The organism is Aeromonas sp. R7-1, from assembly GCF_040908115.1.
Classification (GTDB): domain Bacteria; phylum Pseudomonadota; class Gammaproteobacteria; order Enterobacterales; family Aeromonadaceae; genus Aeromonas; species Aeromonas caviae.
The window spans coordinates 81,167-103,410 of the sequence record NZ_JBFODD010000019.1 but is presented as its reverse complement, the minus strand read 5'-3'; the positions used below and the strand labels follow the sequence as shown (position 1 = coordinate 103,410).

Below are 22,244 nucleotides of genomic sequence, written 5' to 3'. Positions count from 1 at the left end.
ATTCGTAAAAGTATCGTTTTCACGCCTCTGGCTGCACTGGCAGGCCCCATCACAAGACAGGGCTGGCGCAGTTGGGCGTCACAGCCTGAGGTTGCATGGTAGGGGGCCTGCGCCTGGGAGCGGATCAGGATTCCCCTATGCGGGGGAAAGGCGGCACCGACCCGGGATGGGTCGGTGCCAGATTCACTGGCCGTGATACTCCACCAGGGCCGACAGGGGGCTGAGTTCCGGCAGGTGGCGTGCCCAGCGCAGGAAGGCATCCGCCAGGGTGATGCCGAGCTCCTGATTGTGCTGGGTCAGGGTGCGGGCAAGGGCCGTGTAGCCCTCCTTGCCGGAGGCGGTATAGGCACTGGAGACCCCGCGATAGATGGCATCCGGCTCGACGTGCTGCCACTGACCCGGGCTGGCTTCCCATTCCAGGCGAGTGATCCTCTCCCCTTTGGGTCTGTCGGCCTGATAGCAGAAGCGCACCCCGGCGGTATAGGGGAAGCTGCCGCTGCCATTGCCCGTCACCCCGTTGTTGGTGGCGTTGTCGATGGCCCCCTCCAGCGCCTCGGCCAGTTCATGGCCGTGCACCCGGTAGAGGGTGAGGGGAATGGCAAAGGGCAGCAGGCGTCCAGCAACGTCTGCTTCGGTCAGGGGGCCGGGCTCGAGGGAGCAGCGTACGCCCCCAGCATTGTGCAGGGCAAAGTCCACCTGACCCACCTGTTCGCGGGCACTGGCCAGCATGGCGCTCGCTACCAGGGGGGCGACCTGGCTGCCGGCGGGCAGGCTGGCATCGGGCAGGCGCTGGTGGTGGAGCGGATCGGCGAGCCGGGTCACTACGCGCCGGGTCATGGTTTCGAGCTCGGGGCGATAGCGTCTGGCCAGATGCTGTTCGAGCTCGGGGGCCGGTTCGCAGAAGTGCAGCCCCGCAGGAGGCGGGGAAGCAAAGGGCCAGGGATCCCAGGGTAACCACTCCAGCTGGCCGCGGCTTTGGCACACGCGTCCCTGCTCGTCGAAGGTGAGTTCGCACACCCCGAGACAGAGGGCGCTGTGGGCGGCGTGCAGGATGGCCACCCCGTTCACCATGAGGGGATAGTTGCCTTCGCTGTCGAGCCCGAGCGGCGCCAGATCCCCCAGCAGGCTGTGGGTGTGCCCGCCGACGATGAGGCTGAGCTCGGGGAAGCGGGTCGCCAGTCGCTTGTCCTGCGCCAGACCCAGGTGGCTCAGCAATATGATGTGGTTGATCCCCTCGGCCTTGATCTCGCCGAGGGCACGGCTCAAGGTCTCTTCGATACCGTGGAAACGGGTGTGGGGATCGGGGCTCGCGATGGCGGCCATCTGCGGCAGCGTGATGCCGAGCAGGGCGAAGGGCACGTCGTCGATGACGCGCTTGTGCCAGGGGCGGCTCGCGTCAAACAGCCGCGGCAGTCCCTGCAGCCGCAGCGGGGCATCGGCGGGCTCCTGACGGTTGTCGATGTTGGCGGCGAGCACCGGGAAATCGAGCTGGCGCAAAAACTCCACCAGCGGCCCGTTGCCCAGATCGAATTCGTGGTTGCCGATCACCATGGCATCCGGTCGCAAGAGGGCCAGCAGGTCCGCATTGGCCCGCCCTTTGAAGCGGTTGAAGTAAAGTGACCCCTGGAAGGTATCGCCGCCATGCAGCAGCAGGCAGGTCTGGCCGGCTGCCTCGGCCTGTTGGCGCAGGGCGGTGAGCCGGGTCAGGATGCGGCCATAGCCGCCGCACTGGGTGCGCCATTCGGACTGGCCATCGGGGGAGAAGCGCATGGGGGCGCCATCGAAATGGGAGTGGCAGTCGCTGAAGTGGGCAAGTTGAACCGTCATACTCAAGGCTCGGTCCTCCTTAGGAAAAAAGAGCACCGAGTCTACTGCATGGGGTGGGGGGGATACCAGCCCGGCGGCAGCCGGGCCGGTAAAGAGTCAGGCGGGAACCATGATCTGGGTGGCGAGGATCACCACCAGCAGGCCGACGGCCACCGGCAGCGAGGTACGTTTGACCACCTCGAACGGAGAGAGATTGCCCATCCCCGCACAGGCGACCACCACCCCGGAGACCGGCGAGATGGTGCGGCCGAGGTTGGATGCCTGCAGCATGGGGATCACCAGATAGGCGGGGTTGACGCCGAGGCTGGTGGCCAAATGGGGGATGAGCTCCACGAAGGCGTAGAAGGGGGCGTTGCCGGAACCCGTGGTAAAGGCCGCCAGGGTGGTGATGACCACCAGCACCAGCATGATGACGATGCCGCCGGTACCGAAGCTCTGGGCCAGATCCAGGAGGTTGGCGATGAAACCAAGCCCCATCAGACCCTGGGCAAAGACCCCGGCACCCACCAGCAGCATCACCACGCCGGCGAAGGCGTCGGCCATGTTGCGCCAGCACACCTGCAGTCCGTCCAGCAGCTCGCGGCCGTTGCGCTTGCGCACCAGCTCCAGCAGGGCGGCCAGCACCAGGCAGATGACGATGATGGTGACGATATCGAGCTTGGGCCCCAGTTTGCCGTCAAACAGCAGCACACCGATGATGGGGGTGAAGGGCAGGATGGCGTAGAAGCCGGGGGCGTCGGTGACGAGATCGCTCGGGGCGACCGCGGCGTTGTGCTCCCCGGCCTTCTGATCCAGATAACGCTGCCAGAAGAAGTGGGTCACCGCCATGGCGGCGATGGCCACCAGGGAAATGGGCAGGGTCAGCTTGAAGGCAAACTCGATGAGCTCCATGTTCGCGGCCTGGGCGGCCATCACCACGTCCCCCGAGGTGGGGGAGAGGATGATGGCGGCCGGCGAGGCGCACACCGCCGCTGCCGCGCCACGGGAGATCCCCATGTTGACCATCAGCGGGAAGAGGGTGGCCATCAGCAGAACCCCGAGGCCAGTCGCGGAGCTCACCGCCAGCGACATGGCGCAGGCGACCAGATAGGCGGCCACCAGCAGGATGTAGGGGGACTTGATGACACCGAGGGGCTTGCTCGCGAGCTTCACCAGTATGGTGTTGGCGCCGATGTGGCTCATGTAGCCAGCAAAGCCGCACAGCACCATGATGAGCATGCCGAGGCCACCCCCCCTGTCGACCAGCAGGAAGCGCACGTATTCGAAGATGTCGGTGGCCATGTGGCCGGTGGAGGGGACGCTCGCCGGCAGCACCGCCTTGCCCATCAGGGCGGTGATCGCCAGCAGCAGCAGGCCGCCGCTGAGCAGTACCCCGGTGGCGGAGTAGCCCTTGAAGATGTAGCGACCCACGGCCAGGGTGACCAGGGTGCCGATCAGAAGTTCTATCATAAAACCTTCCCAAGAGTTGAAGTGAGGGGGTGGCCTGCCAGGGCTCACCAGAGGGTTGCGCTGGACTATCCGGTATCGGCCAACAAAAACACTGCGGATATTACCCACTAAGGAGTATTTCACCATCCATTCGATGGCAGCTTGTGATCTCGACTGCAAATCCCCGCCTGAGCCGGGGTGATGACTCGCACGTTTGCAGCAACCGGGTGCCAAGAGCGGATGACAGGGGGCTGGATCAGGGGTAATCTCCCAATCGGGTTATTAATTCATTGATTATTAATTGAAATTAAGCCGGGACTCACAAGGAGCAAAGCCGCGGACAGATGGGACTCTTCAGCAAGACAGGGGTGACGGTGGCCCTCATTTATGCCGCCTCAATCGGTGCTGTACCTTCCCACTATGCCGGTGTGAAGGTCGCCCCCGATATCAAGGTCGACTTCCAGTTCTATCGGGTCTCCGGGGCCGATGTGGGGGCCGTGATGCGCCAGATCACCGCCTTGTCGCCCACCCAGGCGGACGGGCACATCGGCAAGGCCAGCTATCAGCTCTCCTGGCAGTTGCAGACGAAGGCGACGGCGGCGCGCTGCGAGCTGGAGCAGGCCAGCGTCCGTGCCCGCATCCAGGTCAGGGTGCCCAACTGGATGGACAAGGCCCGTGCGCCCGCGAAGGAGCGCCAGAAGTGGGACAAGCTGGTGGCCGCCATGTTTGACTACGAGAGCCGTCACAAGGACATCCTGCTGGAGAGCGTGAGCCAGCTTGGCACGCGCCTCGCCCAGTTGCCGGTGACCCGGGATTGCCCAACCCTGGAGCATCAGGGCTGGCAGGCAGGGCAGGCGGTGCTGGAGGCCACCCGGGCGCGGTTCGACACCCTGGCCAGCCAGACCGATCAGGGGCGCAAGCTGGGGGTCGTCTGGCCCAGGGCTGGCTGATGACACGTGTACAGGCCCATGGACGCTCATGGGAAACATAAAAAACGGGCTGATTGAGCCCGTTTTTTATTGGTGTGTCCAATGGCGTGGAGGCGGGCAGCCCCGGCTCCTGGGTGGCTAGTCGCGCAGTGGCTTGCCCCTGCGCAGCCTTCGCACCCAGTAGCGGGCGGGATGGAGCGCCTCCAGCAGATCGGCGGCCAGCGGCAGGGGATCGCCGCAGATCTCGCTGGCGACCAGTTCGCCGCACAGGGGCGCCGAGCACAGACCTCGGGAGCCGAGCGCCCCCAGCACGTAGAGGCCGGCGTGCAGGGGTAGTGCGCTCTGCTGATCCGCGGGGGCGTTGACGTCATGATCCGCCAGCGCCGCCAACCGGGCGACGGGCCCGGCTACCGGCAGGTGATCCCGGCTGGCGCAGCGCACCCCGATGCGGGCCTGAGCACCGCTCACATCCACCTCGGCAGGCCAGCGCTGCTGGGGCACACAGGCTTGCAGCCGCGCCTTGTTCTGCTCCTGCTCGTCGGTGCGGTATGCAAGGTCGGTCTGGTTGCGGCCATAGCTGGCCCCGATGCAGTGCGCGCCGTTGTGGGCCGGGGTGAGGTAGCCATCGTAGCAGAGCACGCTCTTGAGCTGGCTCAAGCCAGCCGTGGTCGGCACATGGCTCACCTGGCCGCGCACCGGATAGAGAGGAAGCTCGGCAAAGGGGAGAAGGGTTGGCAACTGATGCCCGGCCGCCACCACCAGATTGGGGGCGTGCCACTGGCGGCCATCCCGGCTCTCCACTCGCCAGCCATCGGCCTCTTCGGCAATGCGGGTTACAGCGGCATTGAACACCACTTCCAGCCGCCCGCTGGCCTGCGCCTCCCTGATGGCGGCGCGGGTGAGATCCGCCGGACAGAGCCAGCCCCCTAGGGGATAGCTCACGCCATCCGCATCGCAGGGCAGGCCGACCACCTGTTCAACCTCCGCTGCCGAGAGTGGGTGCATCAGCTCGGGGGGGAAGGGGCCCTGGCTCATCTTGGCAAGCTTCGCGGCGGATTTGTCGTCGTAGCCGAGTTGGGTGACGCCACACAGCGAGAAGGCGACGGGGTGGTGCTTTGCCAAAGCCAGCAGCCGGTTTCTGGCAAAGCCGAAGGCCAGCGAATAGAAGCGCGACAGGGCATCGTGTTCGCCGTTAAGCAGGGGGTAGAGGGCTCCTTGTCGATTGCCGGAGGCGCCGCTGGCCGGTTCGCCATCTTCGCACAGCAAGGTGACGTGCCGACCCCGCTCCACCAGAGAGAGCGCCGTCATGGCGGAAGCGATGCCGCCACCGATGATGAGCACCTCTCCCTCCCGCCCTGCGGGGCGGGCATACCAGGGGGCGATGCTCTGCTGCGGCACTTTGCCTTCCCGAACACCCGCCAGCATCTCCCGCTTGCTTCCGTGGCCCTTCACCTTCTTCATGGCAAAGCCGGCGGCAATCAGCCCCCGTCGCACGAAACCGGCGCAGGTAAAGGTCGAGAGGGTGGCATCGGGGCGGGCGAGGCGAGCGAGATCGTCGAAGAGATCCTGGGTCCACATCTCTGGGTTCTTGGCAGGGGAGAAACCGTCCAGATACCAGGCGTCCACCAGACCGGTTGCCGGATGGGGCACCTGAGGCAGCATCTCCTTGATGTCGCCAAACCAGAGATCGAGGCGGATGCGGCCATCGGCAAAGAGCAGGCGATGGCAGCCGGAGACCGGCAACGGCCACTGGTCGATGAGAGGCTGGCTCAAGGGGGCGAGCTCGGGCCAGGCGGCCAGGGCCTTGCGCAGATCGGCCTGGGTAAGGGGGTATTTCTCGACGCTGATGAAGTGCAGCCGGGATCCGTTGCCGGACAGGGGGGCCTGTTCCAGAAAGGCGGCCATTGTGGCCAGAAAGTTAAGTCCTGTACCGAAACCTGTTTCACCAATCACGAAACTGTCACTATCGTGGTGCGAAAATCGCTCTGGCAGTCGATTTTGCTGCAAAAAGACGTAGCGGGTTTCACTTAGACCGTTATCATTGGAAAAGTATACATCCCCGAACTCACTGGAGACTGGAGTTCCCGCTTCGTTCCAGTCCAATCGGGCATGATGTAAGGATGTTTGACTCACGTTTTCCTCGGCTCGCGTCACAAAATCGCGGGCATTCTACGTGAAAGCAGACCAGTTTGGCAGCCGAAAGCGGGTAGACTCGGTGCCAGTTTTTCCAGACGAGATGAATTAATGAGAAGAGCAGTGATCACCGGTATCGGCGTCATCTCCAGTATCGGCAACAACAAGGAAGAGGTGCTGGCCTCCCTGAAAGCAGGCAAATCCGGCATCACCTATTCCGAGCAGTTCGAGCAGTACAACCTGCGCAGCCGTGTCTGGGGTAACATCAAACTCGATCCGTCTGAACTGATCGACCGTAAAGTCATGCGTTTCATGGGTGACGCCGCGGCCTACGCCTACCTCTCCATGCAGCAGGCCATAGAAGATGCCGGCCTGCCGGAAGAGATGGTCTCCAACGAGCGTACCGGCATCGTGACCGGTTCCGGCGGCGCCTCCGGCAAGAACACCTCCGAATCTGCCGATATCGCCCGTGAAAAGGGCGTCAAGCGGGTGGGTCCCTACATGGTGCCGCGTACCATGTCCTCCACCACCTCCGCCTGTCTTGCCACCCCGTTCAAGATAAAAGGTGTCAACTACACCATCAGCTCCGCCTGTGCGACCTCTGCCCATTGCATCGGTCACGCCCTGGAACTGATCCAGCTTGGCAAGCAGGACATCATCTTTGCCGGTGGCGGCGAGGAGCTGGACTGGTCTTCCACCATCCAGTTCGACGCCATGGGCGCGCTCTCCACCAAGTACAACGACAACCCAGAAAAAGCGTCCCGCACCTATGATGCGGACCGCGACGGCTTCGTCATCTCCGGTGGAGGCGGCATCCTGGTGGTCGAGGAGCTGGAACACGCCCTGGCCCGTGGTGCCCACATCTACGCCGAAATCACCGGTTACGGTGCGACCTCCGACGGCTACGACATGGTGGCCCCGAGCGGTGAAGGCGCCGTGCGTTGCATGAAGATGGCGATGCAGGGTGTCGGCAAGGTGGACTACATCAACACTCACGGTACCTCTACTCCGGTTGGTGACACCAAGGAGCTGGAAGCCATTCAGACCCTGTTTGGCAGCAATGCACCCAAGCTCTCCGCCACCAAGGCGATGACCGGCCATGCCCTGGGCGCCGCCGGCGTGCACGAGGCCGTCTACTCCCTGCTGATGATGGAACACGGCTTCATCGCCCCCAGCATCAACATCGAGAACCTGGACGAGAAAGCCGTGGGCCTGCCCATCGTGCGTGAATACGAAGCGGCCGACCTCAATACCGTCATGTCCAACAGCTTCGGCTTTGGCGGTACCAACGCCTCTCTGGTGTTCAGCAAGTTCAAGGCTTGATCTCCCTGTGGGGAGCACAACGCGAAATAGAAAAAGGCGCCGAAAGGCGCCTTTTTTATTGAATTTTTTTTATTGAACTCTGCTGATGGTTCCCGGTTTGGGACCGCTGTCTGCCAGGGGCAACCGCATATAGACAGCCCCGTCACCATACTCCACCAGCGACTTGCCGGTGTCGGCGGGCACAAACCCCTGCTTGCGCCAGAAGGCCGGGGCATCCTGAACCGCCACCAGGCCTGCATGGCGATATCCAGCACGGCTCGCGAAAGCGAGCGCCCTTGCCAGCAGTCGCTGTCCGACACCCAGGCCGCGTGCCTTGCTCGAGACAGCGAGATCGTGAAGATAGAACTCGTCGTGACCGGCCAGCGCCTTCATCGGCACCGAGAGGGGCGGGGGCTGGTGGGCACGCCAGGGGTGGCAGAGCAGGTAACCCAGCACCTTGCCCTGACGCTCGGCCACCCAGCAGCAGGCGGGGGCCAGCTCGGTCTTGTTCTGCATCACCTCGAGGGGCTCGGGTTCGAACTGGTGATAACACTCGTGCTGGATGGCCATGATGGCGGGCCAGTCCGGGGTGCGGATGGTGCGGATCGTGATCATGATGCGGGTCGGGTCCGTACTCAAACCGTGGCAAAAAGGGGTGACAGCATACCCCAGAGAGCACACAAACGAAACCGGGTTACCTGTCAGCGACTCGTCAGCGAACCGGCTCCTTGCTCACGACCTTGATCAGCTGGTAGCGCAAGGAAGGGGCATCGGCCGGCACATCGGCAAGTTGCTCCTTGCTCACTTCCAGTTGATAGCGAAAGCCCGGTTCAAAGGTGAAGCCTTCGATCTGCTGATAGAAGAGGCTCCAGTTCTCTCCCGGCTGACTGCGCACCTGCATGCACTTCATGGGGGCGACACCGACGCAGTCTGCCAACTTGTCCTGGATATAGAGGGTTTCGGTGGTCGGGGCGCTCTGGCAGGCGCTGAGCAGGAGGGCGGAGCTGAGGAGCAGGGGAGATTTCATGATGAATGTCCTTGGCGTAAAAGGGCGCGATTAAACCTGCAAAAGAAAAGGCGGTCAATGACCGCCTTTGTAACAAACCATGACAGATCGGGCTCAGCGCTGGTCGAGGGGCACGAACTCGCGCAGGGGCTGACCGGTGTAGAGCTGACGGGGACGGCCGATCTTCTGATCCGGGTCCGAGTGCATCTCGTTCCAGTGGGCAATCCAGCCGATGGTACGGGAGATGGCGAAGATCACGGTGAACATGGACATGGGGATGCCGATGGCCTTCATGATGATGCCGGAGTAGAAGTCCACGTTCGGGTAGAGCTTCTTCTCGATGAAGTAGGGGTCGGACAGCGCGATGCGTTCCAGCTCCATGGCCACGTCCAGCAGCGGATCCTTGATCTGCAGCTCAGTAAGCACCTCGTGGCAGGTTTCGCGCATCACGGTGGCACGGGGATCGTGGTTCTTGTAGACCCGGTGACCGAAGCCCATCAGACGGAACGGATCGTTCTTGTCCTTGGCGCGGCCGATGTACTCGGGAATGCGATCCACGGAGCCAATCTCTTCGAGCATCTTGAGGCAGGCTTCGTTGGCACCACCGTGGGCCGGGCCCCACAGGGAGGCGATCCCCGCGGCGATACAGGCAAACGGGTTGGCGCCGGAAGAACCGGCCAGACGCACGGTGGAGGTGGAGGCGTTTTGCTCATGGTCCGCATGCAGGGTGAAGATGCGGTCCATGGCGCGCTCGACGATGGGGTTGACCTTGTACTCTTCGGTCGGCACGCCAAACATCATGTGCAGGAAGTTGCCTGCATAGGAGAGGGCGTTGCGCGGCTGCATGAAGGGCTGGCCGATGGAGTACTTGTAACACATGGCGGCCAGGGTCGGCATCTTGGAGAGCAGACGGAAGGCACAGATCTCGCGATGCTCCTCGTTGTTGATGTCGAGGGCGTCGTGATAGAAGGCGGACAGTGCGCTGACCACGCCGCACATGACGGCCATGGGGTGGGCGTCGCGGCGGAAGCCACGGAAGAAGAAGGCGATCTGCTCGTGCACCATGGTGTGGCGGGTGACCAGACGTTCAAATTCCGCATATTGGGTCTTGGTGGGGGCCTCGCCGTACAGCAGGATGTAGCAGACTTCGAGGTAGCTGGCCTGGGTGGCCAACTGGGCGATGGGGTAACCGCGGTGCAGCAAGACACCCTGGTCGCCATCAATGTAGGTGATGGAAGATTTGCAAGAACCGGTGGCCATGAAGCCGGGGTCGAAGGTGAAATATCCTTGCGTGCCCAGCTTTCTGACATCGATCACATCGGGTCCAACGGTACCGGAGAGGATCGGCAGTTCAACCGGCTCTTTTCCGGGCAGATGTAGGGTGGCTATCTTATCAGCCATAGCACGTCTCCTTTGCTCTTTTATAATTTGGTTCCAGCCCTACTTTATTACGACTGTTATGACGCTGGCAAAGGTTCTTACCCGTACCACGGCGGCTGGAGCGCCTTATTTGAACCAGAGAACCATGTCTTTGTCAATTTTGCTGGATGATCATTAATGACTTGTTAAAGCTGTTGTGAGATCTGGTTTACGGTTTTGGATTTTCTGTGTAGCTATTTGATTGTCATTGGTTAAGGCCGCCGATATACTGCGCCACGTGGGTGATGGTCGTCGGTGTTTGAAACGCTTTCGCAAAGCCAGATGTGATATCGAAAATGTTATTTTTGGCTTTCCTGAGTTGTTTTGGTAACAAAAACCTAACAAATGCCACTCCTCGCCCTCAAAGCGTGTGAAAACAATAACTAACGTGCTCAATGGAGCTGAGTGGGCAAAGCCGTGAAAAACAAACAGAGACCTGTAAACCTCGACCTACAGACGATCAGCTTTCCTGTCACCGCCATCGCTTCCATCTTGCATCGTGTCTCAGGGGTCATCACCTTTGTGGCATTGGCCATCTTGCTGTGGATGCTTGGTACTTCACTCGCCTCTCCCGAAGGATTTGAATCGGTCGTTGCCATCATGGACAACTTCCTGGTCAAGTTCGTGCTGTGGGGGATCCTGACCGCGCTGGCTTACCACATCGTGGGCGGTCTGCGGCACCTGGTCATGGACATGGGCTATTGGGAAGAGCTGGAATCCGGTAATCAGAGTGCCCGTGTGGCCTTCGTGATCACCGCGGTTTTGGCGGTATTGGCGGGGGTACTGGTATGGTAACCAATTCTGCAACTTTCGGGCGCAGCGGTGTTCATGATTACATCCTGATCCGCGCCACCGCCCTCATCATGACGTGCTACGTCCTCTATCTGGTTGGCTTTGTCGCGTTCAACGACATCACCTACGAGGTGTGGACCGGCTTCTTCTCCAACACCTTCACCAAGGTCTTCACCCTGCTGACGCTCGTATGCGTCTTGATCCACGCCTGGATCGGTCTGTGGCAGGTGCTGACCGACTATATCAAGCCGGTCGGACTGCGCGGTGCGCTGCAGTTTGTGCTGGTGGTGGTGCTGTTTGTCTATGTGATGACTGGTTTCGTCGTGCTGTGGGGTGTGTAAGGTGACTATTCCAACTCGTGAATTTGATGCGGTCGTAATCGGTGCCGGTGGCGCCGGTATGCGCGCCGCGCTGCAGATTGCCCAGTCCGGCAAGAGCTGCGCCCTGTTATCCAAGGTTTTCCCGACCCGTTCCCACACGGTCTCCGCCCAGGGCGGGATCACGGTCGCCCTGGGCAATGCCCACGACGACAACTGGCAGTGGCACATGTATGACACCGTCAAGGGCTCCGATTACATCGGTGATCAGGAAGCCATCGAATACATGTGCAAGACCGGCCCCGAGGCCATCTATGAGCTGGAGAACATGGGCTTGCCTTTCTCCCGCTTTGACAACGGTACCGTCTACCAGCGTCCGTTCGGCGGTCAGTCCAAGAACTTCGGCGGTGAGCAGGCTGCCCGCACCGCGGCGGCAGCCGACCGCACCGGTCACGCCCTGCTGCACACCCTGTATCAACAAAACGTCAAGAATAAGACCACCGTCTTCTCCGAGTGGTATGCCCTGGATCTGGTGAAGAACCAGGATGGTCATATCGTCGGCTGTACCGCCATCGACATGGAGAGCGGTGAAGTCGTCTACTTCAAGGCCAAGGCCACCGTGCTCGCCACCGGCGGCGCCGGTCGCATCTACCAGTCCACCACCAACGCACACATCAACACCGGTGACGGCGTCGGCATGGCGCTGCGCGCCGGGGTCGGCGTGCAGGACATGGAGTTCTGGCAGTTCCACCCCACCGGCATCGCCGGGGCAGGGGTACTGGTGACCGAGGGTTGCCGTGGTGAAGGCGGCTACCTGCTGAACAAGGACGGTGAGCGCTTCATGGAGCGTTATGCGCCAAACGCCAAGGACCTGGCCGGTCGCGACGTGGTGGCCCGCTCCATCATGATCGAGATCCGCGAAGGCCGTGGCTGTGACGGTCCCTGGGGCCCGCACATCAAGCTCAAGCTGGATCATCTGGGCAAAGAGGTGCTGGAATCCCGCCTGCCGGGCATCTGCGAGCTCTCTCGCACCTTCGCCCACGTGGATCCGGTCAAAGAGCCCATCCCCATCATCCCGACCTGCCACTACATGATGGGCGGCGTGCCGACCAGCGTGAACGGCCAGTGCCTGACCCAGGACAAGGATGGCAACGACGTGCCGGTTGTCGGTCTGTTCGCGGTGGGCGAGATCGCCTGCGTCTCCGTGCACGGTGCCAACCGTCTGGGCGGCAACTCGCTGCTGGATCTGGTGGTGTTCGGTCGTGCTGCCGGCATGCACCTGGTGGAGACCCTTGGCTCGATGGAGCACGGCGCGGAAGCCACCGACGCCGACATCGCCAAGGCGCTGGAGCGCTTCAACCGCTGGGAAAACAACCGTGACGGGGAAGACCCGGCCCAGATCCGCAAGGACCTGCAGCGCTGCATGCAGAACAACTTCTCCGTGTTCCGGGAAGGGGATGCCATGGCAGAAGGGCTGGCCGAGCTGAAACTCATCCGCGAGCGTCTCAAGAACGCCCGTCTGGACGACACCTCCAAGGAGTTCAATACCCAGCGCATCGAGTGCCTGGAGCTGGACAACCTGATGGAGACCGCCTATGCCACCGCGGTGGCAGCGAACTTCCGTACCGAGAGTCGTGGCGCCCACAGCCGCTTCGACTTCCCGGAGCGTGACGATGAGAGCTGGCTGTGCCACAGCCTCTATCATCCGGACACCGAGTCCATGACCCGTCGCGCTGTCAACATGTCACCCAAGACCCGTGAGGCGTTCCCGCCCAAGGTCCGGACTTACTGATTGCGGAGCTAAGCACAATGAACGTCACATTCTCTGTCTACAGATACAATCCGGACGTTGATAACGTCCCGTATATGAAGGATTATCGTCTTGATATTCCTGAAGGTTCCGACATGATGGTGCTCGACGCACTGATCCAGCTCAAGGAGCTGGATCCCACCCTCGCCTTCCGCCGCTCCTGCCGCGAAGGGGTCTGTGGATCTGACGGTCTCAACATGAATGGCAAAAACGGTCTGGCCTGCATCACGCCGCTCTCCGATCTCTTGAAGAAGGGCAGCAAGGTCGTCATTCGACCCTTGCCCGGTCTGCCGGTGATCCGGGATCTGGTGATCGACATGACTCAGTTCTACACCCAGTGGGAGAAGGTCAAACCCTTCCTCATCAACGACGAAAAACTGCCGCCCGTGCGTGAGCACCTGCAATCCCCCGAAGAGCGCGCCAAGCTGGATGGCCTGTACGAGTGCATACTCTGTGCCTGCTGCTCCACCTCTTGCCCCTCCTTCTGGTGGAACCCGGACAAGTTCATCGGTCCGGCCGGCCTGCTCGCCGCCTATCGCTGGCTGGCGGACAGCCGCGATACTGCGGCCAGTGAGCGACTGGGCAACCTGGATGACGCCTTCAGCGTGTTCCGCTGCCACGGCATCATGAACTGCGTGAACGTCTGTCCCAAGGGCTTGAACCCGACCAAGGCCATCGGTCAGATCAAGTCGATGTTGCTCAACCGGGCCGTGTAGTATCGGGGCCAGGGCGCCTTGCGCCGGGCCCGACCTCTGGATAGCCATCCCGCCCCGGGATGGCTATGACCCTACAAGCTGCAGTGCAGCGAACAAGATGTACAAGGGATAGAAATGCATAACGGCGTGATGAAGGCCTGGTTGGAGTCATCTCACCTGGCTGGTGCGAATGCAAGCTACATTGAGGATTTGTACGAATCCTTCCTGGAAAACCCCGACTCCGTTGCCGACGAATGGCGCAGCCTGTTCCAGTCGCTGCCCCAGGTCAACGGACATGCAGTAGAACAACCCCACTCCCAGGTTCGCGACTATTTCCGCCGCCTGGCCAAGGACTCCTCCCGTTACAGCGCTCCCGTCTCCGATCCCCAGGTGGATGCCAAACAGGTTCGCGTACTGCAACTGATCAACGCCTTCCGCTTCCGCGGTCACCAGAACGCCAACCTGGACCCCCTGGGTCTGTGGCAGCGCGAGCCGGTCGCCGAGCTGGATCCGGCCTTCCACAACCTGCAAGGTGCAGACATGGAGGCCACCTTCAATGTGGGCTCCTACGCCATCGGTCGCGAGACCATGGTGCTCTCCGATCTGTATGCCTCGCTGAAGAAAACCTATTGCGGCAGCATCGGCGCCGACTACATGCACCTTACCTCCACCGAGGAGAAGCGCTGGCTGCAAGACAGGCTGGAATCCATCGAAGGGAAGGGCAACTATACCCTCGAAGAGAAGACCCGCTTCCTCGAGAGCCTGACCGCCGCCGAAGGGCTGGAAAAATACCTGGGTGCCAAGTTCCCGGGGGCCAAGCGTTTCTCCCTGGAAGGGGGCGATGCCATGGTGCCCATGCTCAAAGAGCTGATCCGCCGCGCCGGTGAGCAGGGTTGCAAGGAAGCCGTCATCGGCATGGCCCACCGCGGTCGCCTCAACGTGCTCATCAACGTGCTGGGCAAGCGCGCCCAGGACCTGTTCGACGAGTTCGCCGGCAAGCACGGCGAATCCTGGGGCACAGGGGACGTGAAGTACCACATGGGCTTCTCCTCCGACTTCGCCACCCCGGGCGGCAACGTCCACCTGGCGCTCGCCTTCAACCCGTCGCACCTCGAGATCGTCAACCCCGTGGTCATCGGCTCCGTGCGTGCCCGTATGGATCGTCGCGGTGACAAGGACGGCTCCAGCGTCCTGCCCATCACCATCCACGGTGACTCCGCCATCGCGGGGCAGGGGGTCGTTGCCGAGACCTTCAACATGTCCCAGACCCGAGCCTATGGCGTGGGCGGCACGGTGCGCATAGTCATCAACAACCAGGTAGGCTTCACCACCTCCTATATCCGTGACCTGCGCTCCACCGAATATTGCACCGACATCGCCAAGGCGGTGCAGGCCCCTGTGCTGCACGTCAACGGGGATGACCCGGAAGCCGTGGTGCTGGTGACCCAGATCGCCCTGGATTACCGCAACACCTTCAAGCGCGATGTGGTGATCGAGCTGGTCTGCTACCGTCGTCACGGCCACAACGAGGCTGACGAGCCGAGCGCGACCCAGCCCCTGATGTATCAGAAGATCAAGCAGCACCCGACTCCGCGCAAGATCTACGCCGATCAGCTGATCGCCGAAGGAGCCATCGCGCCTGAGCTGGCCACCACGCTAGTCAACGACTATCGCGATACCCTGGATCGGGGCGAGCGGGTGAGCAAGGAATGGCGCCCCATGGAGCTGCACTCCGTGGACTGGACCCCGTATCTGGGTCACGACTGGGCCATGGCCTATGACAGCACTGTGCCCATGGATCATCTGAAGGCCCTGGGCGAGCGCATCAGCCAGTACCCGGCCACCCATGTGCTGCAACGCCAGGTCGAGAAGATCTACGAAGACCGTCGCCTGATGGCCGCCGGTGAGAAGCTGGTGGACTGGGGCTTTGCCGAGACGCTGGCCTACGCCACCCTGGTGGACAAGGGCTCCCGCATTCGCTTCACCGGGGAAGACTCCGGGCGCGGCACCTTCTTCCATCGCCACGCCGTGCTGCACAGCCAGACCGATGCCAGCACCTACACCCCGCTGTGCAACCTGCATGACGAGCAGGGTCCGTTCGAGGTGTACGACTCCGTGCTGACCGAGAACGCGGTATTGGCGTTCGAGTATGGCTACGCCAGCGCGGAGCCGGCCGGTCTCACCATCTGGGAAGCCCAGTTCGGTGACTTCGCCAACTGCGCCCAGGTGGTGGTGGATCAGTTCCTCTCCTCCGGCGAGCAGAAGTGGGGCCGGATGTGCGGCCTGACCATGCTGCTGCCCCACGGTTACGAGGGTCAGGGCCCGGAGCACTCCTCCGCCCGTCTGGAGCGTTACCTGCAGATGTGCGCCCAGCACAACATGCAGGTGTGCGTGCCCTCCACCCCGGCGCAGGTGTTCCACATGCTGCGTCGTCAGGTAGTGCGCCCCATGCGCCGTCCGCTCATCGTGATGACGCCCAAATCCCTGCTGCGCCACCCGCTGGCGGTGAGCAAGCTCGAAGAGCTGGCAGAGGGCACCTTCCAGAACGCCATCGGCGAGATCGATGCGCTGGATCCCAAAGGCGTCAAGCGCGTGGTGTTCTGCTCCGGCAAGGTCTACTACGACCTGCTCGATGCCCGTCGCAAGGCGGAGCAGCAGGACGTGGCCCTGGTACGGATCGAGCAGCTCTACCCCTTCCCGGAAGAGGAAGTGCGCGCCATCCTGGCCGATTACAGCCATGTCACCGACTTCGTCTGGTGTCAGGAAGAGCCGCAGAACCAGGGCGCCTGGTACAGCACCCGTCATCACTACGACAGCGTGCTGCCAAGCCATGCCCGTCTGCGTTATGCCGGTCGCCCGGCCTCGGCCTCACCGGCCGTCGGTTACATGTCCGTCCACGCCAAGCAGCAAAAAGCCCTGGTGGAAGACGCCCTTACCCTGGAATGAACGAGTTGTGGATGAGAGGGCCCGTGTCGGGACCCTCTCTGACCTGGAACAAGCCTGCTGGCCAAGAAGTAACAAGGAACTGATTACATGACTATCGAGATCAAGGTACCGGACCTGCCGGAATCAGTGGCGGATGCCACCATCGCGACCTGGCACAAGAAACCGGGTGATCTGGTTGCCCGTGACGAAGTGCTGGTTGACATCGAAACCGATAAAGTCGTGCTGGAAGTGCCCGCGCCGGAAGCCGGCGTACTGGGCGACATCCTGCAGAGCGAAGGGGCGACCGTGCTCTCCCGCCAGCTGATCGCCATGCTCAAGCCGGCCCCCGTTGCCGGTGAAGCGACCAGCGAGAAGCCGGTGGAAGCCGTGGCCGATGACGCTGCCGATGGCCTGAGCCCCTCCGTGCGCCGCATGGTGGCCGAGCACGACATCGACGTCGCCAAGCTGACCGGCACCGGCAAGGGGGGTCGTGTCACCAAGGAAGACGTGGAAGCCTTCATCAAGAATCTGGGCAAGGCTCCCGTGGCTGCGCCGACTGCTGCCGCTCCCGTGGCTGCCGCACCGGTTGCCCCGCTGGCCGGTCGCACCGAGAAGCGTGTGCCCATGACCCGTCTGCGCAAGCGCATCGCCGAGCGTCTGCTGGAGGCCAAGAACACCACCGCCATGCTGACCACTTTCAACGAGATCAACATGGCGCCCATCATGAAGCTGCGCAAGCAGTACGGCGAGATCTTCGAGAAGAAGCACGGCATCAAGCTCGGCTTCATGTCCTTCTATGTGAAGGCCGTGGTCGAATCCCTCAAGCGCTACCCGGAAGTGAACGCGGCGCTGGACGGTGACGACATCGTCTACCACAACTACTTCGACGTCAGCATTGCCGTCTCCACCCCCCGTGGTCTGGTGACCCCGGTGCTGCGCGATTGCGACAACATGAGCCTGGCGGACATCGAGAAGGCCATCAAGGATCTGGCGGGCAAGGGCCGTGACGGCAAGCTGACCGTGGATGAACTGACCGGTGGCAACTTCACCATCACCAACGGTGGCGTGTTCGGCTCCCTGATGTCCACCCCCATCATCAACCCGCCCCAGAGCGCCATTCTGGGCATGCACAAGATTCAGGACCGCCCCATGGCCGTCGACGGCAAGGTCGAGATCCTGCCGATGATGTACCTGGCGCTCTCCTACGATCACCGCATCATCGACGGCCGCGAGTCCGTGGGCTTCCTGGTCTCCATCAAGGAGCTGCTGGAAGACCCGACCCGTCTGCTGCTGGATGTCTGAGCAAGCGTGACTGAAAGATAACGAGGGGCCGCCCAGGCCCCCATTCACAGGGGATTGAGAAACACGAGCCCCGGACGGAAATACCTACAACACGGATAGAGCATCTATGAATCTGCATGAATATCAGGCAAAACAGCTGTTTGCCGAGTATGGCCTGCCGGTCTCCGAAGGTTATGCCTGTGCCACCCCGCAGGAAGCGGCCGAAGCGGCCGACAAGATTGGCGGCAACACCTGGGTCGTCAAATGTCAGGTCCACGCCGGTGGCCGTGGCAAGGCGGGCGGCGTCAAGCTGGCCAAGAGCAAGGACGAGATCCGCGCCTTTGCCCAGAACTGGCTCGGCAAGAACCTGGTGACCTATCAGACTGACGCCAACGGTCAGCCGGTTACCAAGATCCTGGTTGAATCCTGCACCGACATCGCCAAGGAACTGTACCTGGGCGCCGTGGTGGACCGTGGCTCTCGCCGCGTGGTCTTCATGGCCTCTACCGAAGGTGGCGTGGAGATTGAGAAAGTCGCCCACGAAACCCCGGAACTCATTCACAAGGCGGCCATCGATCCCCTGGTAGGCCCGCAGCCTTATCAGGCCCGCGAGCTGGCCTTCAAGCTGGGTCTGGTCGGCGATCAGATCAAGCAGTTCACCAAGATCTTCATGGGCCTGGGCCAGATGTTCCTGGACTGCGACTTCGCCCTGCTGGAGATCAACCCCCTGGTCATCACCGACAAGGGCAACCTGCACTGCCTGGACGGCAAGATCAACATCGACGCCAACGCCCTGTATCGCCAGCCCAAGCTGCGCGAGATGCACGATCCGTCCCAGGATGACCCCCGCGAAGCGCACGCCGCCCAGTGGGAGCTGAACTATGTGGCGCTCGATGGCAACATCGGCTGCATGGTCAACGGCGCCGGCCTGGCCATGGGTACCATGGACATCGTCAACCTGCACGGCGGTTCCCCGGCCAACTTCCTGGACGTCGGCGGCGGCGCCACCAAGGAGCGCGTGACCGAGGCCTTCAAGATCATCCTCTCCGACAGCAAGGTACAAGCCGTGCTGGTCAACATCTTCGGTGGCATCGTGCGCTGCGACATGATCGCGGAAGGCATCATCGGTGCCGTGAAGGAAGTGGGGGTGAAAGTGCCCGTGGTGGTGCGTCTGGAAGGCAACAATGCCGAACTGGGTGCCCGTAAACTGGCCGACAGCGGCCTCAATATCATCGCCGCAACGAGTCTGACTGACGCAGCTCAGCAAGTGGTAAAAGCAGCGGAGGCCAAATAATGAGCGTTCTGATCAACAAAGACACCAAGGTGATCTGCCAGGGCTTTACCGGCGGTCAGGGTACCTTCCACTCCGAACAGGCCATTGCCTACGGTACCCAGATGGTTGGTGGCGTCTCCCCGGGCAAGGGCGGCACCACCCACCTGGGCCTGCCTGTGTTCAACACCGTCCGTGACGCCGTGGAAGCTACCGGCGCCACCGCCTCCGTCATCTATGTACCGGCCCCGTTCTGCAAGGACGCCATCCTGGAAGCCATCGATGCCGGCATCAAGCTCATCGTCACCATCACCGAAGGCATCCCGACCCTGGACATGCTGGACGTCAAGGTGAAGCTGCAGGAAACCGGCGTGCGGATGATCGGGCCCAACTGCCCGGGCGTCATCACCCCTGGTGAGTGCAAGATTGGCATCATGCCCGGCCACATCCACAAGCCGGGCAAGGTGGGCATCGTCTCGCGCTCCGGCACCCTGACGTACGAAGCGGTCAAGCAGACCACGGACGAGGGCTTCGGCCAGTCCACCTGCGTCGGTATCGGTGGCGACCCCATCCCGGGCTCCAACTTTATCGACATTCTGGAGATGTTCCAGAACGACCCGCAGACCGAAGCCATCGTGATGATCGGCGAGATCGGCGGTAACGCCGAGGAAGACGCGGCGGCCTACATCAAGGCCCACGTCACCAAGCCGGTAGTCTCCTACATCGCGGGCGTCACCGCCCCGGCTGGCAAGCGCATGGGTCATGCGGGCGCCATCATCGCCGGTGGCAAAGGCACTGCGGCCGAGAAATTTGCCGCCCTGGAAGATGCCGGCGTGAAAACCGTGCGGTCGCTCGCCGATATCGGCAAGGCCCTGCGTGAAGTAACCGGCTGGTAAGTCAGCCTGTTATCTCTAATTGAAAAAGCCGCCCAATGGGCGGCTTTTTTATGGCTGACTATCTTAAATAGTAATCGGTGTTCGTGAATGTCAGAATAAGCAGTGTTACTCGAATCTATGAGCTAAGACCCATAAGGTGAAATGGTGGTTTCAACCTCTCTATTGCGGCCTCTTTCATCATCCCAAACCAGCTTGATTGTTACCGCAGATGGAGCTCCCATTGCAGTAGCAACAATCAGATCAAAGTTTCCGCCTGGTTGTATGACATCAATAGGAAGCGCATCATCCATGATCGAAAACTCTCTAACAACAGGGCATTCTAACGTTATATTTCTAGCTGGTGACTTTCCTTTGTTGTAGATTTTTAAGCGATGTCCTTTGCCGATTTTAACAACACGAGCATTGAGATCTGCGCTGATAGCGTCTACTGCGTCATCTTGTTCTCTACGTAATAGCAGCTTGTTTAAATGATCAGCTGTGTTCGCAAACTCATTCTGACGCCGATTAAACTCCATTGTTTTGTATGCAGAGTAAGCAGATAGGAGCAACGCCAGAAGAGCAATTATATCGGTTAGAGTCATTATTTAGTTCCTTTAAAAAGCTTTTTAAAGTCTTTTTTTAAATCAGCTAAAAACTCCTGTTTTAGTTCCTCAATCGCCGTTTCTGTTGAGATGGTGTTCTGCTCGATTAGAGAGTCTTTATCGAACTCACTTTTGCAATCAGAACAAACGAAAAATAGATCTGAAACAGTTTCAAACTGAGTGTTCCCACATACAGGGCAAAGTATGACAACCTCGATCGAGTAATCTTTCTTCATGCAGTTATCCTTACGTTGCAGATTTTTAAAATGCAACGAAATAACAGTTATTGAGGCACCTATCGTAACTACTGGGTCAACCTATGAGATTCGATGAGTGCAGCGTAATCAGACGTTCGCAAAGATAATATCAAACTCTTACAAGTTATTTTCGAGTAAGGCTCAGGATCCAAATTACAAACTGTTATCTTACGTGCAGCTAAGCCCTACGTTTACTCGCAATTTCTGACCTTTCGCTTCTTTGACACTTTCCCACTCAACTTGAAAAATTGGGCCAAAAAGCGTATAACCACGCGCTTGTCAGTGTATTGAGTGAGCCAACTTTTATGCAGCAGAGTGAACCCGTGCAGAACGCCCCCTTTTGGCAGGTGAAGAGTCTGCAAGAGATGACCATGACGGAGTGGGAGTCCCTGTGCGACGGCTGCGGCAAGTGCTGCCTGAACAAGCTCATTGACGAGGACACCGAGGAGCTGGTGTTCACCAACGTGGCCTGCAATCTGCTCAATACCAAGACTTGCCAGTGCTCCGATTACGGCAACCGCTTTAAGAAAGAGCCGGACTGCCTGCAGATCACCCACGACAAGATTGCCGAGTTCAACTGGCTGCCCTCTACCTGTGCCTACCGCCTGCTGGCGGAAGGGCAGACCCTGCCGACTTGGCATCCCCTTATCACCGGCAGTCGCAGCGCCATGCACCAGGCTGGCCAGTCGGTGCGCGGCAAGGTAGTGCACGAGGCGCAGGCTGGTGACTGGGCCGACCATATCATTACCTGGGCGAGCTAAGCCTTAATCCGCCGTTTATTGCTTACTACAGGGGCAGGGGAGTGAGACTTCGCTGCCCCTGTTGTTTTTGGGATATAAGGGATGCGTTTTTGTGATAAAGGCAGTGTAAAGTTCTGCTGTGAGATGAGCGTAGTGAGGGGGATGAGAAGCCGTCTCTAACGCCGTCTGTATTCGTTCAATCGCTTTTAGACACAAGGGCAGCAGAGTCCACACTCCGCTGCCCTTGTTGCTTTCTGGCGTCTTCTGGCGATGTAGTGTTGTTCTCCTCAGCCTGGCCCTCTCCCAAGGGGAGAGGGAAGGGGGCGGGGGATGTTTTACAGCGTCCGCGACGATAACGTTTCTCTGTTCTGCTGTTCTGCTGTTCTGCTGTTCTGCTGTTCTGCTGTTCTGCTGTTCTGCTGTTCTGCTGTTCTGCTGTTCTGCTGTTCTGCTGTTCTGAGTACCTGAGTACCTGAGTACCTGAGTACCTGAGTACCTGAGTACCTGAGTACCTGAGTACCTGAGTGCCTGAGTGCCGGTGGGCACATCCGTGCATCAAGCGCAGGAGGGGAGTGGAGAGGGGCATCATAGAGAGGGGCGTTAGGAGGCTAACGTCTGGCCGAGCCTGCGGCTCAG

Annotated in this window: 19 protein-coding genes; 11 read left to right on the top strand and 8 right to left on the bottom strand. The window is 60.8% G+C overall.

Annotation, left to right across the window (positions count from 1 at the left end; translation table 11 throughout):
* Nucleotides 1-183 precede the first annotated feature (183 nt).
* Nucleotides 184-1,833 (bottom strand): bifunctional UDP-sugar hydrolase/5'-nucleotidase, encoded by a 1,650-nt coding sequence (locus tag AB5Y51_RS03170; protein ID WP_368178045.1) that lies wholly within the window; start codon nt 1,831-1,833, stop codon nt 184-186.
* 90 nt (nt 1,834-1,923) lie between these two features.
* Nucleotides 1,924-3,276 carry an anaerobic C4-dicarboxylate transporter DcuC gene (gene dcuC / locus AB5Y51_RS03165; protein ID WP_010674486.1) on the bottom strand — a complete coding sequence of 451 codons (1,353 nt, stop codon included), beginning with the start codon at nt 3,274-3,276 and terminating at the stop codon, nt 1,924-1,926.
* A 323-nt stretch (nt 3,277-3,599) separates the two neighbouring features.
* On the opposite strand from dcuC, the gene AB5Y51_RS03160 reads away from it, so the two are divergent.
* Nucleotides 3,600-4,205, top strand: coding sequence for a DUF922 domain-containing protein (locus AB5Y51_RS03160; RefSeq protein WP_010674487.1), 606 nt, complete (start codon nt 3,600-3,602; stop codon nt 4,203-4,205).
* A gap of 117 nt (nt 4,206-4,322) precedes the next feature.
* On the opposite strand, the gene mnmC is transcribed toward AB5Y51_RS03160, so the two are convergent.
* Entirely contained in the window at nt 4,323-6,338 is a 2,016-nt protein-coding gene (mnmC, locus tag AB5Y51_RS03155; protein ID WP_223952841.1) for a bifunctional tRNA (5-methylaminomethyl-2-thiouridine)(34)-methyltransferase MnmD/FAD-dependent 5-carboxymethylaminomethyl-2-thiouridine(34) oxidoreductase MnmC, read from the bottom strand.
* A 90-nt stretch (nt 6,339-6,428) separates the two neighbouring features.
* Here mnmC and fabB point away from each other — a divergent pair, with 90 nt between their 5' ends.
* Complete coding sequence (fabB, locus tag AB5Y51_RS03150) at nt 6,429-7,640, top strand: beta-ketoacyl-ACP synthase I (protein WP_029314417.1); 1,212 nt, start codon at nt 6,429-6,431, stop codon at nt 7,638-7,640.
* A 69-nt stretch (nt 7,641-7,709) separates the two neighbouring features.
* Here fabB and AB5Y51_RS03145 read toward each other — a convergent pair whose 3' ends face one another.
* The 3 genes from AB5Y51_RS03145 to AB5Y51_RS03135 form a co-directional block, all read right to left on the bottom strand.
* Nucleotides 7,710-8,234, bottom strand: a complete 525-nt coding sequence (locus tag AB5Y51_RS03145; protein WP_042863767.1) for a GNAT family N-acetyltransferase — start codon at nt 8,232-8,234, stop codon at nt 7,710-7,712.
* Nucleotides 8,235-8,331: 97 nt separating this feature from the next.
* Nucleotides 8,332-8,646, bottom strand: a complete 315-nt coding sequence (locus AB5Y51_RS03140) for a DUF4377 domain-containing protein (RefSeq protein WP_042863768.1) — start codon at nt 8,644-8,646, stop codon at nt 8,332-8,334.
* Nucleotides 8,647-8,739: 93 nt separating this feature from the next.
* A complete protein-coding gene (locus AB5Y51_RS03135) occupies nt 8,740-10,026 on the bottom strand; it encodes a citrate synthase (protein ID WP_010674492.1) in 1,287 nt (428 codons plus the stop codon).
* A 423-nt stretch (nt 10,027-10,449) separates the two neighbouring features.
* On the opposite strand from AB5Y51_RS03135, the gene sdhC reads away from it, so the two are divergent.
* The 8 genes from sdhC to sucD all read left to right on the top strand — a co-directional run bounded on the left by sdhC (nt 10,450) and on the right by sucD (nt 20,030).
* Nucleotides 10,450-10,839 (top strand): succinate dehydrogenase cytochrome b556 subunit, encoded by a 390-nt coding sequence (gene sdhC, locus AB5Y51_RS03130; RefSeq protein ID WP_029314418.1) that lies wholly within the window; start codon nt 10,450-10,452, stop codon nt 10,837-10,839.
* Entirely contained in the window at nt 10,833-11,177 is a 345-nt protein-coding gene (gene sdhD, locus AB5Y51_RS03125) for a succinate dehydrogenase, hydrophobic membrane anchor protein (RefSeq protein ID WP_010674495.1), read from the top strand. Before sdhC ends, sdhD begins: the two co-directional genes overlap by 7 nt.
* 1 nt (nt 11,178) lies before the next feature.
* On the top strand, nt 11,179-12,945 hold the full coding sequence (gene sdhA / locus AB5Y51_RS03120; RefSeq protein ID WP_042015499.1) for a succinate dehydrogenase flavoprotein subunit: 1,767 nt from the start codon (nt 11,179-11,181) through the stop codon (nt 12,943-12,945).
* A 17-nt stretch (nt 12,946-12,962) separates the two neighbouring features.
* Nucleotides 12,963-13,679, top strand: coding sequence for a succinate dehydrogenase iron-sulfur subunit (locus tag AB5Y51_RS03115; protein WP_010674497.1), 717 nt, complete (start codon nt 12,963-12,965; stop codon nt 13,677-13,679).
* 114 nt (nt 13,680-13,793) lie between these two features.
* On the top strand, nt 13,794-16,604 hold the full coding sequence (sucA, locus tag AB5Y51_RS03110; protein ID WP_010674498.1) for a 2-oxoglutarate dehydrogenase E1 component: 2,811 nt from the start codon (nt 13,794-13,796) through the stop codon (nt 16,602-16,604).
* Between the two features lie 87 nt (nt 16,605-16,691).
* Complete coding sequence (gene odhB / locus AB5Y51_RS03105; protein WP_042863770.1) at nt 16,692-17,885, top strand: 2-oxoglutarate dehydrogenase complex dihydrolipoyllysine-residue succinyltransferase; 1,194 nt, start codon at nt 16,692-16,694, stop codon at nt 17,883-17,885.
* A 106-nt stretch (nt 17,886-17,991) separates the two neighbouring features.
* Nucleotides 17,992-19,158 carry an ADP-forming succinate--CoA ligase subunit beta gene (gene sucC / locus AB5Y51_RS03100; RefSeq protein WP_005300220.1) on the top strand — a complete coding sequence of 389 codons (1,167 nt, stop codon included), beginning with the start codon at nt 17,992-17,994 and terminating at the stop codon, nt 19,156-19,158.
* Nucleotides 19,158-20,030, top strand: coding sequence for a succinate--CoA ligase subunit alpha (gene sucD / locus AB5Y51_RS03095; RefSeq protein ID WP_005300222.1), 873 nt, complete (start codon nt 19,158-19,160; stop codon nt 20,028-20,030). Before sucC ends, sucD begins: the two co-directional genes overlap by 1 nt.
* 122 nt (nt 20,031-20,152) lie before the next feature.
* Here the strand turns inward: sucD and AB5Y51_RS03090 are convergent, their stop codons facing one another.
* Both AB5Y51_RS03090 and AB5Y51_RS03085 read right to left on the bottom strand, forming a co-directional pair.
* Complete coding sequence (locus AB5Y51_RS03090; RefSeq protein ID WP_085735108.1) at nt 20,153-20,611, bottom strand: hypothetical protein; 459 nt, start codon at nt 20,609-20,611, stop codon at nt 20,153-20,155.
* The gene (locus AB5Y51_RS03085; protein WP_323942557.1) at nt 20,611-20,847 is read right to left on the bottom strand and encodes a hypothetical protein; all 237 of its coding nucleotides are present in this window, start codon (nt 20,845-20,847) and stop codon (nt 20,611-20,613) included. Before AB5Y51_RS03085 ends, AB5Y51_RS03090 begins: the two co-directional genes overlap by 1 nt.
* A gap of 326 nt (nt 20,848-21,173) precedes the next feature.
* On the opposite strand from AB5Y51_RS03085, the gene AB5Y51_RS03080 reads away from it, so the two are divergent.
* A complete protein-coding gene (locus tag AB5Y51_RS03080; protein WP_103260003.1) occupies nt 21,174-21,629 on the top strand; it encodes a YcgN family cysteine cluster protein in 456 nt (151 codons plus the stop codon).
* The last annotated feature ends 615 nt before the right edge of the window (nt 21,630-22,244 follow it).

Coding starts and splice junctions, on each gene's coding strand:
- odhB (WP_042863770.1), top strand. CDS start 16,692: ATGACTATCGAGATCAAGGTACCGGACCTGCCGGAATCAGTGGCGGAT.
- sucA (WP_010674498.1), top strand. CDS start 13,794: ATGCATAACGGCGTGATGAAGGCCTGGTTGGAGTCATCTCACCTGGCT.
- AB5Y51_RS03090 (WP_085735108.1), bottom strand. CDS start 20,611: ATGACTCTAACCGATATAATTGCTCTTCTGGCGTTGCTCCTATCTGCT.
- fabB (WP_029314417.1), top strand. CDS start 6,429: ATGAGAAGAGCAGTGATCACCGGTATCGGCGTCATCTCCAGTATCGGC.
- AB5Y51_RS03080 (WP_103260003.1), top strand. CDS start 21,174: ATGCAGCAGAGTGAACCCGTGCAGAACGCCCCCTTTTGGCAGGTGAAG.
- sucD (WP_005300222.1), top strand. CDS start 19,158: ATGAGCGTTCTGATCAACAAAGACACCAAGGTGATCTGCCAGGGCTTT.
- AB5Y51_RS03160 (WP_010674487.1), top strand. CDS start 3,600: ATGGGACTCTTCAGCAAGACAGGGGTGACGGTGGCCCTCATTTATGCC.
- AB5Y51_RS03135 (WP_010674492.1), bottom strand. CDS start 10,026: ATGGCTGATAAGATAGCCACCCTACATCTGCCCGGAAAAGAGCCGGTT.
- dcuC (WP_010674486.1), bottom strand. CDS start 3,276: ATGATAGAACTTCTGATCGGCACCCTGGTCACCCTGGCCGTGGGTCGC.
- AB5Y51_RS03085 (WP_323942557.1), bottom strand. CDS start 20,847: ATGAAGAAAGATTACTCGATCGAGGTTGTCATACTTTGCCCTGTATGT.
- AB5Y51_RS03140 (WP_042863768.1), bottom strand. CDS start 8,646: ATGAAATCTCCCCTGCTCCTCAGCTCCGCCCTCCTGCTCAGCGCCTGC.
- sucC (WP_005300220.1), top strand. CDS start 17,992: ATGAATCTGCATGAATATCAGGCAAAACAGCTGTTTGCCGAGTATGGC.
- AB5Y51_RS03145 (WP_042863767.1), bottom strand. CDS start 8,234: ATGATCACGATCCGCACCATCCGCACCCCGGACTGGCCCGCCATCATG.
- AB5Y51_RS03115 (WP_010674497.1), top strand. CDS start 12,963: ATGAACGTCACATTCTCTGTCTACAGATACAATCCGGACGTTGATAAC.
- sdhD (WP_010674495.1), top strand. CDS start 10,833: ATGGTAACCAATTCTGCAACTTTCGGGCGCAGCGGTGTTCATGATTAC.